Origin of the sequence: Haloglycomyces albus DSM 45210 (assembly GCF_000527155.1) — a bacterium.
Classification (GTDB): Bacteria; Actinomycetota; Actinomycetes; order Mycobacteriales; family Micromonosporaceae; genus Haloglycomyces; species Haloglycomyces albus.
The window spans coordinates 2,839,371-2,857,397 of record NZ_AZUQ01000001.1; the positions used below are offsets into that span (position 1 = coordinate 2,839,371).

The following is an 18,027-nucleotide window of genomic DNA, read 5'->3' on the forward strand; positions in this document are numbered from 1 at the left end:
GAACCATGGTCGTCACCGCACGTGGCCTTGGCTTCAGGCATGCCGGTCGCCGCGCCCCGGCGGTGCAGGAGCTCGACTTTCACATCGCGGATGGGGAGAACGTTCTCTTGCTGGGGCCGTCGGGCAGCGGTAAATCGACGCTCTTGGCGCTTCTGGCGGGGCTGGCGGATACCAGAGGCGGCGAGCTCAGTGGAGAGTTGACAATCGACGGCTCCGACCCGGCCGTACGGCGCAATGGATCCGGCATGGTCTTTCAGGACCCACTGAGCCAGATCATTATGGCGCGTTGTGGTGACGATGTGGCTTTTGGCCTGGAAAACCAGGCCACTCCCGAATCCGATATCTGGCCGATGGTGCGGCGTGCGCTGGCGGGGGTCGGATTTCCCTATCCACTCCACCACCCCACCGCGGCCCTGTCGGGCGGCGAAATGCAGCGTCTCGCCATTGCGGGAAACTTGGCTCGCCGCCCGGGCCTGATGCTGTTCGATGAACCTTCGGCCAATCTGGACGCCGAGGGACGCTCGCTGGTGTGGCAAGCGCTCGATCCCATCTTGGCCGATCCTGACATGACGTGTGTGATGGTGGAACACCGGTTGGCCGAGGTCGGTGATCGTTTCGATCGTGCGCTGGTTCTGGACGGTGAGGGGAGACTGTTGGCCTCCGGATCTGCCGCCACCGTTCTCGCCGAACACGATGATCGCTTGATCGAGCACGGTATCTGGAGCCCCAATGTCCCCGTTCCATCGCCACGACGCGGGGACCCCGGCCGGGTGTGCCTGTCGGCGACGAAGCTCGCCTATCGTTATAAACGATCCGATCATAATGCCGTGGAAGGGATTGACCTGCAACATCGATCAGGTGAAATGGTGGCGATCACCGGATCCAACGGATCGGGAAAAAGCACCTTGACGCGCTTGCTGGGAGGACTCGAGAAGCCGCGCACCGGTGCCGTGCGGGTCAGCGACTCGAATGTTCCACTACATCGGATGAAGGCACCGACCTTGGCCGGGCATGTGGGAACGGTGTTCCAGAATCCGGAAAATCAATTCATCACTTCCGAAGTCCGCGAGGAGCTGGCCTTCAGCCCACGCATGGCCGGTTGGGCGGAGAGCCGAACGGAACGTCGAGTGGACGAACTCCTGGAGCGTCTGGGACTGAGCCGTTTGGCCAGAGCCAACCCGTTTACGCTATCGGGCGGTGAAGCACGCCGTCTCTCGGTCGCCGCGGCATTGGCCGCCGCTCCCGGTGTCCTGCTGCTGGACGAACCCAGCTACGGGCAAGATCGGAGAACCTGGGCGGAGATGCTGGACCTGGTGCATCAAGTACGGAGTGAGGGAACCGGAATCATAGCCGTCACCCATGATCGAGACTTCGTGGCGGCATTGAGTGACCGCGAGATCGTCCTATCGGACGGTCGTGTGGCGGAGGAACGACAATGGTGACCGCTCTGCCGTTGTGTCCGCCCGAATCTCTGGTCGCGCGGTTGAACCCACTGTCCAAACTCATCGCCGCCGCGTCTGTCACCTTGGCCGCCTTCCTTCTTGACTCCTGGCAGGAATTGGGGCTCTTGCTGGGTTTCAGTCTGTTGCTCACCGCGGTATCGGGGGTGTCGTGGCCGCGCCTGGCCCACCGACTGCTTTTCTTCTGGTCGGCCGCCGCGATGGTGGTATTCATCAATACCGTCTGGGCAGCGGAGAAAACAGGACAGGTGTGGTGGACCTGGGGTCCGATCACCGTCGCCTCCGACGCTTTGGAAACGGGCACCGTTCTGGGACTGCGAGTGGCGATCGCCGCCCTGGTCGGTTTGGTCGGGTTGACGACGACCGATCCCACCGATATGGCAGACGCCCTGATGCAGCAGTGGCGGGTCTCCGAACGATTCACCATCGGCGCTTTGACCGCATTGCGCATGCTGCCGTTGCTGGCCGAAGAATGGCAGCGCCTCAGTAGCGCTCGTCGCGCCCGAGGCCTGGACGGACGAGGAAATCCCATACGCCGAGTGCGCCTGTTTGCCTCGACCATGTTCGGCCTCCTGGTCATCGCCCTGCGGCGAGGACAACGCCTCGCGCTCGCCGTGGAGGCACGTGGCTTTGATCCGGCGGTCGACCGCACGTATGCGCGCCGATCGCGCTGGCACGGTCGCGACTGGGTATTGGTGGCGGTGGTCCTGGTATCGCTCTCCACCCTATTGGTCGTCTCGTCACGATAAGTATGATTCGATCTCATTCAAATTGACGCCTCTGGGAGTTATCTCCTTTACGATTTGTTACGGCATGGGCGTACATTTCGGACGAAGGGGGTACGGCGTGGCGACCTTGAGTGTATGGATTTTTCCCAATGTGGACGCCGCAGCGAACGCCGAACGCGATTTGATGGGGATGTCCAAGCAGAGGCTCATTGAAGTCGAAGACTTGGCGGTGGTCTCGTGGCCGGACGGTGCTAAAAAACCCCATACCTCGCGATTGGACGATCTGACGTGGACGGGAGCCGGATGGGGAGCGCTGTGGGGCATGCTCCTAGGGATGCTGTTCTTCATGCCGATCCTCGGGTCGGCGCTTGGCGCCGCGATCGGCGGTGTCACCGGGCATTTCGCCAATGTGGGAATCGATAGGGATTTCATCGCCGACGTCACGACCAAAGTGAAACCGGGAACCTCGGCACTGTTTCTCATGAGTGAGGAAGAGGTCGTCGATCGAATTCGAGAGGCTTTTAGCGGTGCCGAGTTGATTTACACGAATCTGAGTGCCGAACAGGAGATGAAGCTGCGGGAGGCGTTCCAGTCGGAACCGTCGTCGGGAGAAGCGCCGACCTCGTAGCAGGGGTCGTTCGAATCCAACGTGTCGGAGTGGACTTCCCGTAAGTGGGGCCCTACGCTCGTGTCGGGCTCGGCTGCGCGTCTTTGGGGACGCAACGCGCAGGCAACATAACGATGCCGTTTTGGAGGAGGTGGCGAATGGACACCGTCATTATGGCCCTATTGCTGGTCTTGTGCGCGGCAGCGTACACAGCACGCCGACGAGGCGTCGTGCTGCTGTTGTGGGGAATCAGCCTGATCGCGATGTTGGCCCTGTTCAGTTACCATGTCACCGATCCGCTGGGATATAGCTGGTAGGGGTGCCCATGACGAATAAACTGGGATTCTGGCTGGCTCATCTTTTCGTGCTGGCATATTTGGCGGTGCTCCTCATGGCGTTTGGAGTGCAATTCGTTGCCGGTGAGTTCCCTTGTCCTCTGTGCATGTTGCAGCGTATGGCGATGATTCTCGCCTGTGTGGGACCGATTTACATCATCTCCAGAGCACGCCACGGCGAAGTGTCGATCGGCGACTTCGCGTTTGGGTACGGTCTGAGTATCGTGGCGGCCGTGGCCGGTGCCGCGATGTCGGCCCGTCAGGTACTACTCCACATCCTTCCGGGCGACCCCGGGTACGGGTCACCGGTCTTGGGGTTGCACCTGTATACCTGGGCCTTTATTACTTTCACCGTGGTGATCGTGTTCAGTGCGGTCATGGTGATCTTCGCCGACCGGCTGCGCCCCAAGACAAGCAAAGGCGGTCTACTGTCCAAACTCTTGATATGGGTGTTCCTGGCTATGCTGGTAGCACAAATCGTCACGGTCTTTGCCTTGGAAGGACTGCATTGGGTCCTGCCGGATAATCCGGACGGCTACCGCCTTTTCGACCGGATCGGGTTATTTGAGCTGCCGGCAGAATCGCTCGACCGTGTCGATCGATTCCTGAGCGGTCAGGATGCGACGGTGCCCGAGGCGGTCGGTAGCGACGAATTCGGCGTTCGGCCATGCTTCGGCCAGCGCTTGGCCCCATTTGATCGGGTTGGGGCGGTCCCAGGAGTCGTGCAGTACCACGGTGGGTGAGGGAACGTCCATGTCCAGCAAGGTGGTTTGGGTTAGCGAGCTTTGAGTGGCGCGGTCGAGTTTGGGTAGGAGTCGTTGCATGGTCCGGGGTCCGGCGGGAACATAGGAGTTGAGAGTGTCGCTGAAGGCTTGTGGTCCGCCGACCCAGGGAGCGACCAGGATCAAGCCGGTCTGGGCGAGTTTGGCGTCCTGTTCCTGTAGCGCTTCGACGGCGGTGAAGCATCCCAGCGAGTGAGCCAAAACCAACTCGGGGTGTCCGAAGTGCTCTATGAGAGCGGCCCAGGTGCCGATCATTTCGGGAGCATTGCTGTGGGTGTCGCCCCACATCCCGGGGCCGGAATTCCCGTGGCTGGGCGCGTCGAAGGAGATCACCCGATAGCCGTTCTCCACCAGAACCTCGGCAAGCCGCTGGGTGTCTCCGGTGCAGCCTCCCCAGCCGTGGAAGGCGAAGGCCAAGGGGCCTTCGCCCCATTCCCAGCCCCACAAGGTGGTCGTGCCGTGCGTGAAGGACAGTTTGGTCGCCCCGGAGGGAACGTTGCCGCGCAGTCGACGACGAGGATTCGGCGGAATGCGGAACCAGCGGTCTTTCATGACCTGTGCGGCCAGATTGGGGGCGATGGTATCGGCGGCCGTGAACACCGCGTTCAACACTGGATTAGACCGAACGGTCGTGCTTTTTTGTTTGTCCGTAGTGGCCACGGCAATGTCCTTTCATGGATGGCTCGGAACCGGGATCGGAACGGCTTCACGCTCGTAGCGAGTCGATGAGGCGGTTCAAGGCGGTCCAGGTTCGTTTATCCGCGTCGGGAAATTCGAGAATCCGATGTGTCCAGTTGTAGGTCATGAGGATTCCGAAGACTTCCTGTCCGATCTGTATCGGATCGGTGGTCGAGGCGAATTCACCTTCGGTGACTGCGGTTGTGACGATCTGGGAGATGCAATCCAGGAGGTCCTTTTGATCGGCGACCATCCGGTCGTTCAAGGGGCCGTCAAGGTCGTCGAACTCGTTGGCGGTAGCGAGGAAGAGGCAGCCTCCCGGGCGTGAATACCAATTCATCCAATGCTGTACCAGCGATTCCAATCGCCGGATACCGCGTGGTGCGGCCAGAGAGGGGCGAATGACCTGATTGATGAATTCTACGCCGTTGCGTTCCATGCAGGCCAGTTGAAGTGCTTCTTTGGACTTGAAATGGGCCCAGACGCCGGATTTGGACATATCGGCGGAGGCGGCGACCGCACCGATGCTCAGTCCGCTCAACCCGTGATATCGCGCTAGACGCACGGCGGTGTCGAGAATCGTCTGCCTCGTCTGATCGCCTTTGCCCATGGTTCTATTAAAGCACGGTCGTGCTAAAAAGTCGATGTGGACTTTATGTGAAACGCATGGCTGCCACGAGGCCGAGCATGACCAGTATTTCGAGTGTGACGGCCGCCGCACCCAGCAGATCGCCATTCGAGCTCAGGTACCGCTCCCAACTGCGATACACCACCTCGGTCACCACTATCAGAAGTGGAAATGCGGCCGCCCACCACCATTGACCGGTCGTCAGGTCCAATGCCACCGCCAGGAACATCATGGTGACGGCGACGGTGAACGTAACGGGCCAACCCCGGGCCTTACGATGCAGATCGTGAGTGAGGGACTGTTCATGTTCGGATGACGTTCGCGACAGCATCCACACCGAGGCGCACCGTCCACACACGGGAATGACGGCTATCGCCATCCAAGCTCCGGCGAACTCCATCACGGTAGCGAGGAGCGCGAATCGGGCGAGAAGAGTGGTAGTGGCCGTTACCGATCCCAAGGCCCCGATACGGGAGTCCTTAATAGCCTGACGCACGCGGTCAGGACGGTGTTTGACCGCCAAACCGTCGGCGGTGTCGGCCACGCCGTCGAGATGAAAACCGCCGGTGACCTTGAGGTCGACGGCCAGAATCGCGGCGGCTGCGACCAAGGGGCCTGCCAAGACATCGCCTACGAGCGCGGCGGCCGCCCAGGCCAATCCCACGACGAGGCCGACGAGAGGAAAGGCGGCCAGGGATCGGCGGGTGAGAGGACCCGCCGACCGAACCGGAAGGGTGGTGAGGAATCCAACGGCGTTACGCATCAGGCGGCGTGACTCCCATTTCCTCCAATGTGGCGACGTGATGGAGGAGTGCGGCCGCACCTTTCAGCAGCGGATAGGCGGAGATGGCACCGGTGCCTTCGCCAAGACGCATGTCCAAGTCCAGTAGCGGCGACAGTCCCAGCCTCCGCAGGCCGATGGTGGCGGCCGGCTCAACGGAGCGGTGCCCGGCGATCATGTAGCCCACCGTGTGAGGCTGTAGCGCCTGGGCAACTAGGGCGGAGGCGACGGCGTTGACGCCGTCCAGAATGACGGGGACCCGATACGAGGCGGCGGCCATGATGAGACCGACCATGGCCGCGTGCTCCAACCCACCGAGAGAAGCCAGCGTAATGAGGGGTTCCCTGGACGACCCGTGCCGTTCGAGTGCCGCGTCGACAACGGTGGTTTTCAATTTCAAGGTGTCGTCGTCGATTCCCGTGCCACGTCCGGTGACTTCGGCGGCCGATGATTTACCGAAGGCGGCTATCAGAGCGGCCGCCGCGGTGGTATTGGCGATTCCCATGTCGCCGGGAATGATGACCTGCGCTCCGCCGTCGATCATTTCTCCCGCCACAGCCGCGGCAAAGGCGATCGACACCGACGCGGTCTCGGTGTCCATGGCGGGCATGCGGCTGAGATCGCGCGTGGGGCCGGTGACCGGCGCGCGGTGGACCTGGAGACCGTGGGGGACCCCACCGTTCACTCCGGCGTCGATGACCGACACCCAGACGCCGTTGGCCTCCGCCAAGGCGTTGGCCGAAGCACCGCCTTGGATGAAATTGGCGACCATGAGGCCGGTGAGCGACTGAGGCCATGGGCTCACCCCTTGGGCGTGGACGCCGTGGTCGGCGGCGGCGATGATGGCGGCCGCGCGAGTAGGAACGGGTGGAGGGCAGTTTCCCGAGATTCCGGCGAGCCGCACCCCCAAGTCCTCCAAAACACCGAGGGAACCGGGCGGCTTGGCCAGCGTCAGGTGGCGTTGGCGAGCCCCCTCTTCGGCCTCGGTATCGGTCGGCGTGATGGAATCACGCCACTGTTGTAGGCGTTCGATGCTCATGGAGCCGGTCCTTTCTTATTGTGAAGTCAAGACCCGGGTCATTGCCTCGGTCAATGCGGCACTGATGCTTTCATCGCGCACGGCGAGGCGGAGGTAGTGGCGGTCGAGGCCGGGAAACGTCTCCCCTCGGCGAGCCGCGAAGCCTTCGTGGAGGAGGCGTTCGCGCAGGTCCGTAACCGCGGTGCGAATAAGGAGGTAATTCGCATGACCGGGCCACACCTCAAGGTCCTTGATCTCTTGCAACCGTTTATAGAGGTAATTCCGTCGTGTGGCAACATCTTCGGCCCGCCCGCGTCTGGTTTGCTCTGCGTCGCAGACGGAATGTACGGCTTCCAAGGCCAAGGAATTCACCGGCCACGGTTGCCGAGCCGCGCGTAGCCGCGCACTCAACACCGGATCGGCCAGTGCGTATCCGACGCGCAGTCCCGCCATACCCCAGAGCTTGGTCAGAGAGTGGATCGTGACCAGACCGGGAATATCACGGCGTGAGGCGAGTTGATCGGGTTGGGGGAGAAACTCAATGAACGCCTCGTCGACGACGACGGTACGGCCCGGGCGAGTCAGTCGGGCGATCGTTTCGACGGGGTCGACGACTCCGGTGGGATTGTCGGGCCGCGTGAGTAGGACGAAGTCCGAATCGGAGGGTATGGCGTCGGGATCGAACGTCCAGTCGTCCTTGCGGCGTAGGTGTCGGTGCACTGGAACGCCGTTTCGGCGCAGCGCGGCCTCACCTTCGGTAAAGGTCGGGTGGACGACCGTGGCCAGCCGGGGACGTAGAACGCGGGCAAGTAGTTCAAAGCCTTCGGCGGCACCGTTGAGGATGACCCCCTCTTCAGGGTGCCGCCCATGCCGAGCAGTCACGTTCTGCTGCGCGACCTCCATGTGCGGGTACCCGTTCACTCCGGCGACGGCACGCACCAGCCGTTCGGTCAGCCACGGCGGCGGGCCGGACTCCACATTGACGGCCAGGTCGACGCAACCCTCGGGGACTTGACGATCACCGTGGTCGGCGAGCGGTTCGGTGACGTCCGACGGGGAGGAGGGAGGAGGAGCGGTCGGCACCGCTTCCGTTTCCACGACCCGACCATGCACGATCAGTCGGGCCGTATTCGCATATTGGGAGATCAGGGCGCATACGTCACCGTGGAGGTCCACCCAGCGGCGCACCACCGAGTCCATTGGCAGCAAACCCCAGCCCGGCTGCCCGGCGACGACGATGACGTTCCCGGGGCGTTCGGCGGCGAGGCGGACCCAGTCCCGGACCGTGTCAAGGAGTTCCCGCTCCGCCGAGGTGGACCGGCCCGAATCGCTCCACATCCCCTTCTCGTCCATCCAACCGGTCAGCCAGTTGTCCACGTCGTCGAACAGGATCGTCGCCTCAGCGGGCACCGTGGTGAGCACCTCGGACACGTTCAGCGATTCCACGGTGTGCCATCCGTCCGGGCGGCGCTCGCGGTGACGAGCAATTCGTTCGGCCATCTCAGGATCGCTGGCACGGCCTGTGGCCAGGTAGTACACCTCGTCCGCGTCGATGAGCGACTCGGCATGCTCGCTTTTTCCCGACCGAGTGCCTCCGGAGATGAATGTCAGTGTCATGGGCTCGCTTTCGATACTGCTGCTGGGCCGTCGTCCCTATCGGCTAGTGATGGTGATGACCGTGGTGATGGTCGTGGTGGCCGTGGGTGTGATCGTCGTCGGGGTGGAAATGCAGGGTCTGCGGGGCGCCCACCTGGTGTTCAAAACCCGGCAAGGTGGCTCGATACAGGCAGGTGTCGCAATTGGCACGTGCCTGTCCGGCGACGGCTTCGTCGGCCCGCGTCCAGACCAGTTCGGCCACCACTTGTTCGGGGCCGAAGTAGTCGGCGTGCGCCACCGTCACCTCCGGGTTCCGCTCGGCCCACTCATCGGCCTGTTGCCGAATCCGCCGTTCCAGCACTCCGGTGAAGAGGAAATACGGAGTGACCACCGCTTGTGACACTCCCAGGGCCTTCATACGATCCAGGCAAGCGGTTACGGACGGTTCGGCGAGACTGACGAATCCGGCTTCCACCTCCTGCCACGGGCGGCCTTCCCACAACAGCCGAGCCACTTTGGCCAGATCGGCGTTGGCGTCCGGGTCGGTGGTACCGCGCCCGATCAGAGCAACCCCGCTGCGTTCGCGCTGTTCTTCGGGCACGGCGTTGCACAGGCGCTCGTCGATCGCTTCGATGAGTTCGGGGCGCACACCCAGCGGGGACGCGTAACTGAAGTTCACCTGGGGATGCCGGCGCCGCTGTAGTTCCATCGCCGCCGGGATGTCTCCCTTGGAATGCCCCGCCCCCAGAAGCATGAGTGGCACTACGGTGATGTCGGTGACGCCGTCGGCCACGGCATCGGCGACGGTGTCGCTGATGGGCGGAGGACAGAGCTCCAGAAATCCCATTTCGACCCGTACGTCCGGGCGGAGGTTGCGGACACTTTGTACCAATTTGTGGCATTCGGCCTGCCCCTCGGCATCGACCGTTCCGTGTCCTACGATCATGACCATGTGGCTCATTCCTCAAGCCCCTTCCTTTTGAGAGCGGTCGATATACAACAAGGCGTTGACGCAACTCGCGGCCACCGCTGAACCGCCGAGCTCGGACATGTTGGAGACGGCGGGGAGCGGTGACTCCCGTAGCGCCTCTTTGGACTCCACCGCCCCCACGAAGCCGACCGGTAGGCCGACGACCAGTGACGGATTTTTTACATAGGACAGAATCGCCTCCAAGGCGGTGGGGGCGTTGCCCACCACCCAGACGGCACCGTCGTCGACGTGATCGGCCGCCCACCGGATCGCGGCCGCACTGCGAGTCAAACCCCAGCGGTGTGCCAAATCCGGTATTTCCGCGTTCTGCAACGGAACATGAACCTCGGTCGACGTGATCCCCGCCGCCACCATGCGGCTGTCGGCCACGATCGGCGCACCGTTCGCCAAGGCCTCCCAGGCGGCGGCCAGATTTGGTTCGTTCATCACCAATTCCTCGGCATATCGCACGTCGGCGGCGGAATGAACGATCCGTTCGGTGATCGCCCGAGACAGAGGAGGCAGGTGCGACAGATCGCAGCGTTTCCGCAATCGGCGCATACTTTCCTTCTCGATCTCATGGACGACGTCACGTCCCATGCGTCGCACGGAGCACCTCCTGAATCGGATAAATGGCTTCAGCCGGACAAACCTCGGCGCATTCCCCGCAGCCGTCGCAGACGTCGTCGAGAATCCGCACCGGAGGTGAGATCCCGGGAGGATTGATACGTAGGCAGCGCAGGTGACACGTCCGCAGGCACGCCCCGCAGGCGGTGCAGGCGGAGGTGACGACGAACCAGGGATCAGCGCTCATGGCTCTCCCGATACCCGCGTGGAGTGACCATGCGTCCCGCACTGTGGCGAGTACGTGAGTTACCCACCAGCACCACCGTCGTCATATGGACTGAATCGACGTCCATATCCGCCAGAGTGGTGTGGACGACCTCCTGATCAGGGCGTTCGGCGTCACTGACGATGCCGACCGGGGTGTCGGGGGAACGATGTTCGAGCAGGATGTGGCGTGCGCGCTCCAGCTGCCAGCGACGCCCGCGCGACCGTGGATTGTAGAAGGCGAGCGCGAAATCGCCCTCCGCGGCCGAGCGCACGCGCCGCTCGATCAGTTCCCACGGGGTCAACAGGTCGGAAAGGGAGATATGACAGTGGTCGTGGCCGAACGGAGCTCCCAGGACTCCGGCGGCGGCCAACGAGGCGGTCACTCCGGGAACGACGACGACCTCGATATCGGCTCCGGCGATCTCCAGCGTCGGCGAGGCCATCGCGTATACCCCGACGTCTCCGGAACCGACCATGGCGACGGCGGCGCCCGAACGTGCCGCCTCGACCGCGAAGCGGGCGCGTTTTTCCTCTTCACCCAAAGCGAACCGCTCGACTCGGGTGCCTTGGCGAATCCAACGTTTGGCCGCGTCCAGGTAGGCCCCGTAACCGACGACGATCTCCGCCTGTGCCAGTTCCTCCTGCGCGCGGGGCGTGGTCAGATCGTCCGAACCCGGGCCCAGCGACACCATGGCCAGGCGTCCGCGCGGTAGGCGGCGTGCCACCGCCACCGTGGCCATCGCACTGCGTTGCTTGGGCACGATCAATTCGTCGCCGTGGCAGAGTGCCGCCGCTTCGCTCACCGAAGGTGTTCCGACGGCGTTTTCCACCACGGTGGATGGATGGGGCACGTCCTGTGCTTTCAGTTCTTCGGGCGTGTGGCACCGTACCGGCCATCCGCGTTCGGCCGCGGCGGTGAGGATACCGTCTTCGTCGCTTTTAGCCGTCACCGTGGCGATTTCGGAGACCGAAGCCGGCGAGAGGTTCGCCTGAGCCAGAGTCGTGTCGATGAGTTCGCCGACCTCGGCGGCACTCACCCCTCGCGACGAACCCACCCCGAGCACCAGGCTCTGTGGACGCAACCACACGGTGGGAACCGTCGTGTCGCTGAGCCTATCGCTGATGCGGATCTGCGGGCAGGTGGAATCGTCGCTGACCCGGTAGGGTAGGTTTCCGGTCGGCCACTCCAGATCGCGCACCACGTGAACAGCGCCGCCGTCCACCACATGGGCACCTACGGCGGCGACGTCACCTTCGACTCGGCAGCCGAATCGTTCCCCGAGTCGTCCCAGGTCGGGGAGATCGACCTGTTCGGAGGCGGTGGTGATCACCGGCGTCGTCGACAGGTGGTCGGCAATGCGGCGTGCGAGCTCGTTTGCGCCGCCTTCATGACCGCCAAGGAGCGACACGACGTGGCGGCCTTCGTCGTCGACGCAGACCACCCCGGGATCGGTTTTCTTCGATTCCAGGTACGGTGCGATGAGGCGCACCGCGGCACCGCTGGCCATCACCATGACCAGGGCGTTCGAATTCGACCAGGCGTGCCGCAGTGCCGGTTTCGGGCTTTGTTCGGCGACGTGCGCGTCGAGGTGATCGCCCAGTCGGGCGGCGAGTCGCCGCCCGCGATTCGTAGCGGCGATGACGGTGATTTGGGTGTTCATGACTGTGTTTCTCCAGTGTTGTCCGGTCCGGCGGCGGTGACGAGGAAAACGGGGTTTTCCGGTTGCAGGCGGTGTCCGTCGGCGAGCGGGCTGAGACGGTTGATCGCCACTTGTTGGGCTTCCGCAGCCCAGCCCAGGTCGGCCAGGTGCCGTAGGATCGCACCTACACGCTCCACAGTGGCCAGGGCAAGCGCGATACGCGATACGCCGCTGCGCGCGACAAGGTCGACAATGTCGAGAAGGGCGCGGCCGCCTCCGCCGATGAAGGCGCCGTCGGCTACGGGCAGATCGGGAAGGGCGTCCTGTGCGTCGGCGTGGATCAGACCGAGTCGTACGTGATGCCCTGCGGAGTTGAGTCGGGCACGTTCGATTTGCTCTCCGTCGCGTTCGATTCCGATGACTCCCGCACCCAGTTGGGCGGCTTCGACGGCCACCGATCCCGAACCGCATCCGATGTCCCACAACAGGCGGCCGGGGCTGGGGGCGAGGTGGGCCAGCGCGAGCGCTCGTACCGCCGGTTTGGTGATTTGGCCGTCGCGGTGGGCGAATTCCGAAACGGGGCGCGCCCACGGTTGGACGCTGCGGCCGCCGGCGAGAACGGTTTTGTCCTCCGGCAATCGAGTGGCGGAAATAAGGACGTTCGGGGAGGCGAATTCGGCGTGAGCCGCTTCGGCCGCCGTCAAACGGACGATGCGTTCGTCGGTGTGCCCCAGGCGTTCTACCACGATGAGCGGACGTTCACCGTGTCCTACCGAGACGAGCAGGCGGGCGAAGTGATCGGGGGAGTGGTCGGGAGAGGTGAGCACCGCGACGTGCGAGTGGTTCAGCAGCGCGGCGAAGGCGGCGCGGGCGTGACGGCCGTGTGCGGAGGCGATCGTGGCCTGTTCCCAGGGCAAACCGAGTCGCGCATAGGCGGCGGCTACCGAGGACACTGCCGGATGGACGGTCAGGGTGGCCTCGGGCAGCAGCCGGTGCAGTTGGCGTACGACTCCAAACCAGCCGGGGTCGCCGGAGGCGAGCACCGCGCACGGTCCGGTGGCCGCGGAGATCGCCGCGCAGGCCGCTTCCATGCCCGTGGTGATGGGAAAGCGCTCGACCTCGGCGGGAGCGTGGGCGTCGAGATGCCGACGGCCGCCCACGATGAGGCTGAGATTCGGCGGCAGAGGTGCGGCCGGTCGTGCTTCGTGATCGATTCCGATGACGGTGACGTCGCGGCTCATGGCGTCCTCCTCAACCGGTGGCCCGCACCGTCGGCGTCACCGACGTGCCGGCCGGCGCGGGCGGACCAGGAGACCGGTTCCAGCGTGTCGAAATCGACCATGACGGCGGCGGTGTCGATGTCTCGGCCGTGGTGGCGGGCCCATCCGGCCAGGTTGGCGGCCACATCGTCGCAGAGCGCGTCCCCGGCGGCGGCGAGTAGTCCGTAATCGCGCCACAGTTCGTAGGCGTGCCGACCGGTGTTGGCCGCAGCCACCTGGTCGGACAGTTCCGCACTGCCGCCGACTCGCGTGGTGACCTCGCAGAGGTATTCCGTGTTGACCCGCGAGCGCGTGTAGTGAGTCATCATGACGCCGCTACCGAGTTTGGCGAGTTTACCGGCCATTCCGACGAACATGAGTCGATCGAGGCCGTTTTCCACGCATTTTTCGACCGCGGCGCCGGTGAAATCGCCGACTTCCACGAAACATCCGGAATCCAGTCCGGGGAGCAGGCGCATGGCCCCGCGTTCGGTGCGTCCACCGGTGGTGAGGACGCAGTTGGGCATATCGCGGGCGGCCATGACGTCGACCGCCTGCAGTACCGAGGCACGCCAGGAAGCGGTGGAGAAGGGACGCACGATACCGGTGGTGCCCAGGATGGAGATGCCGCCCAGAATGCCGAGGCGTGCGTTGGTGGTGCGCTTGGCCATCCGTTCCCCTTCGGGGACCGAGATGACGACGTTGAACCCACGCTCGATATACGGATCGCAGATCTCCTCCAGCGCGATGCGGATCATTTGGCGTGGGGTGCCGTTGATGGCCGGACCCCCGATCTCCAAACCTAGGCCGGGTCGGGTGACGTGCCCGACGCCGGTGCCGCCGAAGAGGTGGACCCCGGTATCGGAGGAACGCGACACCGTGGCGGTCAGGCGTGCGCCGTTGGTGGCGTCGGGGTCGTCCCCGGCGTCTTTGACCACGACGGCTTCGGCGGTGCGGTCGTCGAGCATTTCGCAGCTGTCCACGGGGAACTGCTGCCTACGTCCGATCGGCATCCAGATGTCGGTGACGTCGCGGGTCCTCCCGGTGATAAGGGTCAGAGCGGCGGCTTTGGCCGCTGCCGTGGCACACGCGCCGGTGGTGAACCCCTCCCGCAGTTTCTTGCCGTCTCTGGCTTTGGCCGTACGCGGCAGATCCGGTTCTACCAGCGCCCGGTCGGTCTCAGGCGGCTGCGACGCTCGGTCGGCGTGAACCGGCCCGCTGGTGGCGTGCCGGGGCAGCCGCGACGGTAGGGATCGGCGGGCTCTAGCCATGGCGGCTCACCTGGCGATGCGTATGGGAAAAGTCGGGAGAGTACAGGTGGGAGCGTTTTCCTTCGCTCGCCAGCGCCGGCCCGATCAAGACCATGGTGTGCATGGACACCTTGAGAGCGCGAATCGTGGCGGCGAGCTCATCGAGGCGGCAGTAGCGGAGCTGTTCGTCCGGCCAGGAAACGCGATAGCCCACCACGCAGGGGGTCGACGGAGCGTATCCGCCGTCGATGAGCTCGGACTGTAGTTTCTTTGGCCTTGAGGCGGAAAGGAAAAGAGCCATTGTGGTGCCGTGTGCGGCAAAGGAACGGATGGTTTCTCCGTCCGGCATGGGCGTGCGTGTCGCCATGCGGGTGAAGACGACCGATTGGGCGACTTCGGGAACGGTGAGTTCCTTCTCGGCGGCCGCGGCGGTGGCGGCGACCGAGGTGACTCCGGGGACGATCTCGGAGTCCAAGCCGAACTCCCGCACCACTTCCAGTTGTTCCTGCATGGCCCCGTACAGAGCGGGGTCACCCGAATGGACGCGGGCGACGGTGAGGTCGTCGGCGGCGGCCCGCCGATAGAATTCCTTCACCTCTTCCAAGGTCAGCACTTTGGAGTCGTGGATCTCGGCGTCCGCGCGAGCGTACTCGAGCACGTCCGCGGTGACCAGAGAGGACGCCCAGATGACGATGTCGGCACTGTGCAGAGCATTCGCGGCGCGCACGGTCAGGAGGTCGGCCGCCCCCGGTCCCGCGCCTATGAACCAGACCTTAGCCATGCCGTGCACCTTCTTTCAATCGAACGATCACTGTAGAAAAATAGGGTTCGTCGCCGTCGGGCAGGCGATCGGAGAGACGCTCCTCGGCGCGCCCAAGGTGAGATCCGACGGACACGTCCCGAATCCTGCCGCTGTCGCGGTACTCGGCGAGCAGTTGTCGTACCGACGCCGCGCCTTTATAGATCACGACGGTGCCGCCTCCGTCCAGAGCGTGTTTCACCTGCTCGGATCCGGCCGTGGCGGGGACGATCGTCAAGGGTTCCTCATGCTCGCACAGGACGGTGTGCGAGCGCGCCGCCAGCGCCCCGGCGGCGGTGATCCCGGGAACGGTGGAAATCTCGGCCTCCGGCTCCAAGGACGCCACCTCACGGGCGATATAGGTGAACGTGCTGTAGACGTTGGGGTCCCCGATGGTTCCGAACGCCACCGCCTCGTCACGGCGCAGATGAGCGGCGATCACCTCGGCGGCGGCCCGATGGGACTGTTCCCGCTGGGGCGCTCGCAAGGCGAAGGGCAGACGCTCGATCCGGTCGGCAGGCACATGCTGAGACACGATACGTTCGGCGTACCCGATACCGACGGTGGTCACCGAGACAGGGACGAACACGACCGCGGCCGACGTCAACGCCTTCACTCCGGCCATGGTGACCCACAGGGGATCGCCCGGGCCCAGCCCGACACCGCACAATCGTCCCGACATGGTCGTCACACTCCCAACTTCGCGATACGACTTGCCGAGTGCAGGAGCCCGTCGGCCAATTCGGGGGTACCGATCCACGACGGATGTACGTACGAGGCGTGGATGTTGGCGGTGGAGTAACCCTCACGGCGATCGGCGTCGTCAATCGTCCACGCAGGGGAGTCGGAGGCCTGTGGGTGAGTGGCGGTGCGATGGAACTCGTGGCCGCGCACTCGCAACCCCCGTGCTCCGAATACTCCGGACGTTGCCAGGGTGGCCGTGCGGTATCCCAGTGACATGCGCGAGGTGAAATGCGCCCGAGCGGGAAGCAGACCCAGCATAGGACGCTCGTCCAAGCTCTCACAGAGGTATAGCATTCCACCGCATTCAGCGACGATCGGAGCCCCGGTCGCGGCCAGTGCGCGAATATCGGAGCCCAAAGAGTCGTTGGCGCTCAAGTGGTCGGCGTATACCTCTGGAAAACCGCCCCCGATATAGAGGCCGTGTAGTCCGCTCGGCAGGGACTCATCGGCCAAGGGATCGAATCGAACGACCTCGGATCCGGCGGCTTCCAACAACTCCGTGTGCTCGGTGTAGTGGAAGCTGAACGCCGCTCCCGTCGCCACCGCGATACGTACCGGACGGTTCACCGGCGTCACCCGACTGCCGGGCTCCCACCGCGCGGTTCCCAGCTCGCCCGCCTCGGCCGCAATGGCCTCCACAGCGGGCAGATCCACCTCGCGTGCCATGATCTCGGCCGCCGCGTCGACCGCGTCGGCAGCGGAATGATGCGCCTCAGCGGTGGGAATCAAACCCAGGTGCCGCGAATCCACGCGCAGACGGTCATGACGACGTACCGCGCCCACAACCGGAACGGCGACCTGCGCGGCTGCCTCTCGCAGAAGCGCCTCATGCCGGTCGGAGCCGACCCGGTTGAAAATCACGCCCGCCAGGCCGACCTCGGGGTGGAAGGTGTGAAAACCATGGATCTGTGCCGCCACCGATCGCGATGCCGAAGCGGCGTCGACCACCAGGATCACCGGGGTTCGGGTCAAACGGGCGATATGGGCACTGGACGCCTCGTCACTGGCACCGCGCCCGTCGAACAGCCCCATGACCCCTTCGACCACCGCCAGGTCACCACCGGCCGAACCGTGCCGCAGCAGGGGAGCGATAAGATCGGCGCCGTGCATGAAGGCGTCCAGGTTCCGCCCCGGGCGCCGGGAGGCGAGAGCGTGATAGCCGGGGTCGATGAAATCCGGGCCCACCTTGAACGGGCGCACGCGTCGCCCACGGTTCCCCAGCGCCGCCATCAGTCCGGCGGACAACAGCGTCTTACCGACCCCGGAATGCGTGCCCGCCACCATTACACGCGGTAGATCGGTCACCATTCGATGCCCTTTTGACCGCGCCAACCCTGATCCAGCGGGTGCTTGTGCTTCACCATCTCGGTCACCAAGTCGGCATGCTCAATGAGACGGTCCGGCGCGTCGCGCCCGGTGATCATCACATACTGCCAACCTTCGCGTTTGTCCAAGGTCTCCACTACGTCGTCGACGTCGATCCAACCCCACTTCAGAGGGTAGGTGAACTCATCCAGCAGGTAAAAGCGGTAACGCTGCTCGGCGAGACACCGTTTCACCTCTTCCCAGCCCTCCACGGCCAAATCCTGCGATTCGGTGAGGTTACGCGAGGTCCACGACCAGCCGTCGCCCATCTTGAACCAGTCGATTCCCCCCAGCTTCTCAGCGGCCGCGTGCTCGCCGACACGCCATTTTCCGCTCTTGACGAACTGGAACACTCCGATCGGCCAGCCTTGATTCCAGGCCCGCAGCAACATTCCGAAAGCGGCGGTGGACTTACCCTTGCCCTTTCCGGTATGAACCATGACCAACGGCGTCTCACGCTTGCGGCGTCGCGGTTGTTCATTGGCCGGAGCGGACGCGCTCGCCCCGTCGTAGGTGCTGTGCTTGCGATTCGGATTTTCCCGACTCATAGGAC

The 18,027-nt window shown here is 64.2% G+C and carries 19 protein-coding genes and 1 pseudogene; 5 read left to right on the forward strand and 15 right to left on the reverse strand.

Annotated elements, in window-relative coordinates:
• Nucleotides 1–5: 5 nt before the first annotated feature.
• From HALAL_RS0113145 to HALAL_RS19355, 5 genes and pseudogenes are all read left to right on the forward strand, one after another.
• Complete coding sequence (locus HALAL_RS0113145; protein ID WP_025274443.1) at nucleotides 6–1,442, forward strand: ABC transporter ATP-binding protein; 1,437 nt, start codon at nucleotides 6–8, stop codon at nucleotides 1,440–1,442.
• Entirely contained in the window at nucleotides 1,436–2,209 is a 774-nt protein-coding gene (locus HALAL_RS0113150) for an energy-coupling factor transporter transmembrane component T family protein (RefSeq protein WP_025274444.1), read from the forward strand. Before HALAL_RS0113145 ends, HALAL_RS0113150 begins: the two co-directional genes overlap by 7 nt.
• A 97-nt stretch (nucleotides 2,210–2,306) precedes the next feature.
• Nucleotides 2,307–2,816, forward strand: coding sequence for a DUF1269 domain-containing protein (locus HALAL_RS0113155; RefSeq protein WP_025274445.1), 510 nt, complete (start codon nucleotides 2,307–2,309; stop codon nucleotides 2,814–2,816).
• A gap of 137 nt (nucleotides 2,817–2,953) precedes the next feature.
• Nucleotides 2,954–3,112 carry a DUF5993 family protein gene (locus HALAL_RS18695; RefSeq protein ID WP_156937742.1) on the forward strand — a complete coding sequence of 53 codons (159 nt, stop codon included), beginning with the start codon at nucleotides 2,954–2,956 and terminating at the stop codon, nucleotides 3,110–3,112.
• Nucleotides 3,113–3,120: 8 nt separating this feature from the next.
• A pseudogene (locus HALAL_RS19355) lies at nucleotides 3,121–3,693 on the forward strand (disulfide bond formation protein B); the annotation flags it as partial.
• Here the strand turns inward: HALAL_RS19355 and HALAL_RS18935 are convergent.
• The 15 genes from HALAL_RS18935 to cobO all read right to left on the reverse strand — a co-directional run bounded on the left by HALAL_RS18935 (nucleotide 3,691) and on the right by cobO (nucleotide 18,022).
• On the reverse strand, nucleotides 3,691–4,464 hold the full coding sequence (locus HALAL_RS18935; protein ID WP_342670479.1) for an alpha/beta fold hydrolase: 774 nt from the start codon (nucleotides 4,462–4,464) through the stop codon (nucleotides 3,691–3,693). The pseudogene HALAL_RS19355 and the gene HALAL_RS18935 overlap by 3 nt on opposite strands.
• Nucleotides 4,465–4,618: 154 nt before the next feature.
• Complete coding sequence (locus HALAL_RS0113170; protein ID WP_025274447.1) at nucleotides 4,619–5,200, reverse strand: TetR/AcrR family transcriptional regulator; 582 nt, start codon at nucleotides 5,198–5,200, stop codon at nucleotides 4,619–4,621.
• A 43-nt stretch (nucleotides 5,201–5,243) separates the two neighbouring features.
• On the reverse strand, nucleotides 5,244–5,981 hold the full coding sequence (locus HALAL_RS17790; RefSeq protein WP_025274448.1) for an adenosylcobinamide-GDP ribazoletransferase: 738 nt from the start codon (nucleotides 5,979–5,981) through the stop codon (nucleotides 5,244–5,246).
• A complete protein-coding gene (gene cobT / locus HALAL_RS0113180; RefSeq protein WP_025274449.1) occupies nucleotides 5,974–7,038 on the reverse strand; it encodes a nicotinate-nucleotide--dimethylbenzimidazole phosphoribosyltransferase in 1,065 nt (354 codons plus the stop codon). The genes HALAL_RS17790 and cobT overlap by 8 nt, the downstream gene beginning before the upstream one ends.
• A 15-nt stretch (nucleotides 7,039–7,053) precedes the next feature.
• The gene (locus HALAL_RS0113185) at nucleotides 7,054–8,634 is read right to left on the reverse strand and encodes a bifunctional adenosylcobinamide kinase/adenosylcobinamide-phosphate guanylyltransferase (protein WP_084472011.1); all 1,581 of its coding nucleotides are present in this window, start codon (nucleotides 8,632–8,634) and stop codon (nucleotides 7,054–7,056) included.
• A gap of 43 nt (nucleotides 8,635–8,677) precedes the next feature.
• Nucleotides 8,678–9,565, reverse strand: coding sequence for a sirohydrochlorin chelatase (locus tag HALAL_RS0113200; protein WP_211240469.1), 888 nt, complete (start codon nucleotides 9,563–9,565; stop codon nucleotides 8,678–8,680).
• Nucleotides 9,566–9,577: 12 nt separating this feature from the next.
• Complete coding sequence (locus tag HALAL_RS0113205) at nucleotides 9,578–10,183, reverse strand: precorrin-8X methylmutase (RefSeq protein ID WP_025274451.1); 606 nt, start codon at nucleotides 10,181–10,183, stop codon at nucleotides 9,578–9,580.
• Nucleotides 10,173–10,397 carry a 4Fe-4S binding protein gene (locus HALAL_RS18250; protein WP_025274452.1) on the reverse strand — a complete coding sequence of 75 codons (225 nt, stop codon included), beginning with the start codon at nucleotides 10,395–10,397 and terminating at the stop codon, nucleotides 10,173–10,175. The genes HALAL_RS0113205 and HALAL_RS18250 overlap by 11 nt, the downstream gene beginning before the upstream one ends.
• Entirely contained in the window at nucleotides 10,387–12,078 is a 1,692-nt protein-coding gene (cobJ, locus tag HALAL_RS0113215) for a precorrin-3B C(17)-methyltransferase (RefSeq protein WP_025274453.1), read from the reverse strand. Before cobJ ends, HALAL_RS18250 begins: the two co-directional genes overlap by 11 nt.
• Nucleotides 12,075–13,298, reverse strand: coding sequence for a precorrin-6y C5,15-methyltransferase (decarboxylating) subunit CbiE (gene cbiE / locus HALAL_RS0113220; RefSeq protein ID WP_025274454.1), 1,224 nt, complete (start codon nucleotides 13,296–13,298; stop codon nucleotides 12,075–12,077). Before cbiE ends, cobJ begins: the two co-directional genes overlap by 4 nt.
• Nucleotides 13,295–14,587, reverse strand: coding sequence for a cobalt-precorrin-5B (C(1))-methyltransferase (locus HALAL_RS0113225; protein WP_025274455.1), 1,293 nt, complete (start codon nucleotides 14,585–14,587; stop codon nucleotides 13,295–13,297). The genes cbiE and HALAL_RS0113225 overlap by 4 nt, the downstream gene beginning before the upstream one ends.
• Nucleotides 14,580–15,347, reverse strand: coding sequence for a precorrin-4 C(11)-methyltransferase (gene cobM, locus HALAL_RS0113230; RefSeq protein ID WP_025274456.1), 768 nt, complete (start codon nucleotides 15,345–15,347; stop codon nucleotides 14,580–14,582). Before cobM ends, HALAL_RS0113225 begins: the two co-directional genes overlap by 8 nt.
• On the reverse strand, nucleotides 15,340–16,047 hold the full coding sequence (gene cobI, locus HALAL_RS0113235; RefSeq protein WP_025274457.1) for a precorrin-2 C(20)-methyltransferase: 708 nt from the start codon (nucleotides 16,045–16,047) through the stop codon (nucleotides 15,340–15,342). The genes cobM and cobI overlap by 8 nt, the downstream gene beginning before the upstream one ends.
• Nucleotides 16,048–16,052: 5 nt before the next feature.
• Nucleotides 16,053–17,417 carry a cobyrinic acid a,c-diamide synthase CobB gene (locus HALAL_RS0113240; RefSeq protein ID WP_025274458.1) on the reverse strand — a complete coding sequence of 455 codons (1,365 nt, stop codon included), beginning with the start codon at nucleotides 17,415–17,417 and terminating at the stop codon, nucleotides 16,053–16,055.
• The gene (cobO, locus tag HALAL_RS0113245) at nucleotides 17,411–18,022 is read right to left on the reverse strand and encodes a cob(I)yrinic acid a,c-diamide adenosyltransferase (protein ID WP_025274459.1); all 612 of its coding nucleotides are present in this window, start codon (nucleotides 18,020–18,022) and stop codon (nucleotides 17,411–17,413) included. The genes HALAL_RS0113240 and cobO overlap by 7 nt, the downstream gene beginning before the upstream one ends.
• Nucleotides 18,023–18,027: the final 5 nt, after the last annotated feature.

Excerpts from the sequence above, each read along its gene's own strand:
- HALAL_RS0113150 (WP_025274444.1), top strand. The coding sequence starts at position 1,436 with ATGGTGACCGCTCTGCCGTTGTGTCCGCCCGAATCTCTGGTCGCGCGG.
- HALAL_RS0113240 (WP_025274458.1), bottom strand. The coding sequence starts at position 17,417 with ATGGTGACCGATCTACCGCGTGTAATGGTGGCGGGCACGCATTCCGGG.
- HALAL_RS18250 (WP_025274452.1), bottom strand. The coding sequence starts at position 10,397 with ATGAGCGCTGATCCCTGGTTCGTCGTCACCTCCGCCTGCACCGCCTGC.
- HALAL_RS0113205 (WP_025274451.1), bottom strand. The coding sequence starts at position 10,183 with ATGGGACGTGACGTCGTCCATGAGATCGAGAAGGAAAGTATGCGCCGA.
- HALAL_RS0113185 (WP_084472011.1), bottom strand. The coding sequence starts at position 8,634 with ATGACACTGACATTCATCTCCGGAGGCACTCGGTCGGGAAAAAGCGAG.
- HALAL_RS0113225 (WP_025274455.1), bottom strand. The coding sequence starts at position 14,587 with ATGGCTAGAGCCCGCCGATCCCTACCGTCGCGGCTGCCCCGGCACGCC.
- HALAL_RS0113170 (WP_025274447.1), bottom strand. The coding sequence starts at position 5,200 with ATGGGCAAAGGCGATCAGACGAGGCAGACGATTCTCGACACCGCCGTG.
- HALAL_RS0113200 (WP_211240469.1), bottom strand. The coding sequence starts at position 9,565 with ATGGTCATGATCGTAGGACACGGAACGGTCGATGCCGAGGGGCAGGCC.
- cobO (WP_025274459.1), bottom strand. The coding sequence starts at position 18,022 with ATGAGTCGGGAAAATCCGAATCGCAAGCACAGCACCTACGACGGGGCG.
- cobT (WP_025274449.1), bottom strand. The coding sequence starts at position 7,038 with ATGAGCATCGAACGCCTACAACAGTGGCGTGATTCCATCACGCCGACC.
- cobI (WP_025274457.1), bottom strand. The coding sequence starts at position 16,047 with ATGTCGGGACGATTGTGCGGTGTCGGGCTGGGCCCGGGCGATCCCCTG.
- HALAL_RS18935 (WP_342670479.1), bottom strand. The coding sequence starts at position 4,464 with ATGAAAGACCGCTGGTTCCGCATTCCGCCGAATCCTCGTCGTCGACTG.
- cobJ (WP_025274453.1), bottom strand. The coding sequence starts at position 12,078 with ATGAACACCCAAATCACCGTCATCGCCGCTACGAATCGCGGGCGGCGA.
- cbiE (WP_025274454.1), bottom strand. The coding sequence starts at position 13,298 with ATGAGCCGCGACGTCACCGTCATCGGAATCGATCACGAAGCACGACCG.
- HALAL_RS17790 (WP_025274448.1), bottom strand. The coding sequence starts at position 5,981 with ATGCGTAACGCCGTTGGATTCCTCACCACCCTTCCGGTTCGGTCGGCG.
- HALAL_RS18695 (WP_156937742.1), top strand. The coding sequence starts at position 2,954 with ATGGACACCGTCATTATGGCCCTATTGCTGGTCTTGTGCGCGGCAGCG.
- HALAL_RS0113145 (WP_025274443.1), top strand. The coding sequence starts at position 6 with ATGGTCGTCACCGCACGTGGCCTTGGCTTCAGGCATGCCGGTCGCCGC.
- cobM (WP_025274456.1), bottom strand. The coding sequence starts at position 15,347 with ATGGCTAAGGTCTGGTTCATAGGCGCGGGACCGGGGGCGGCCGACCTC.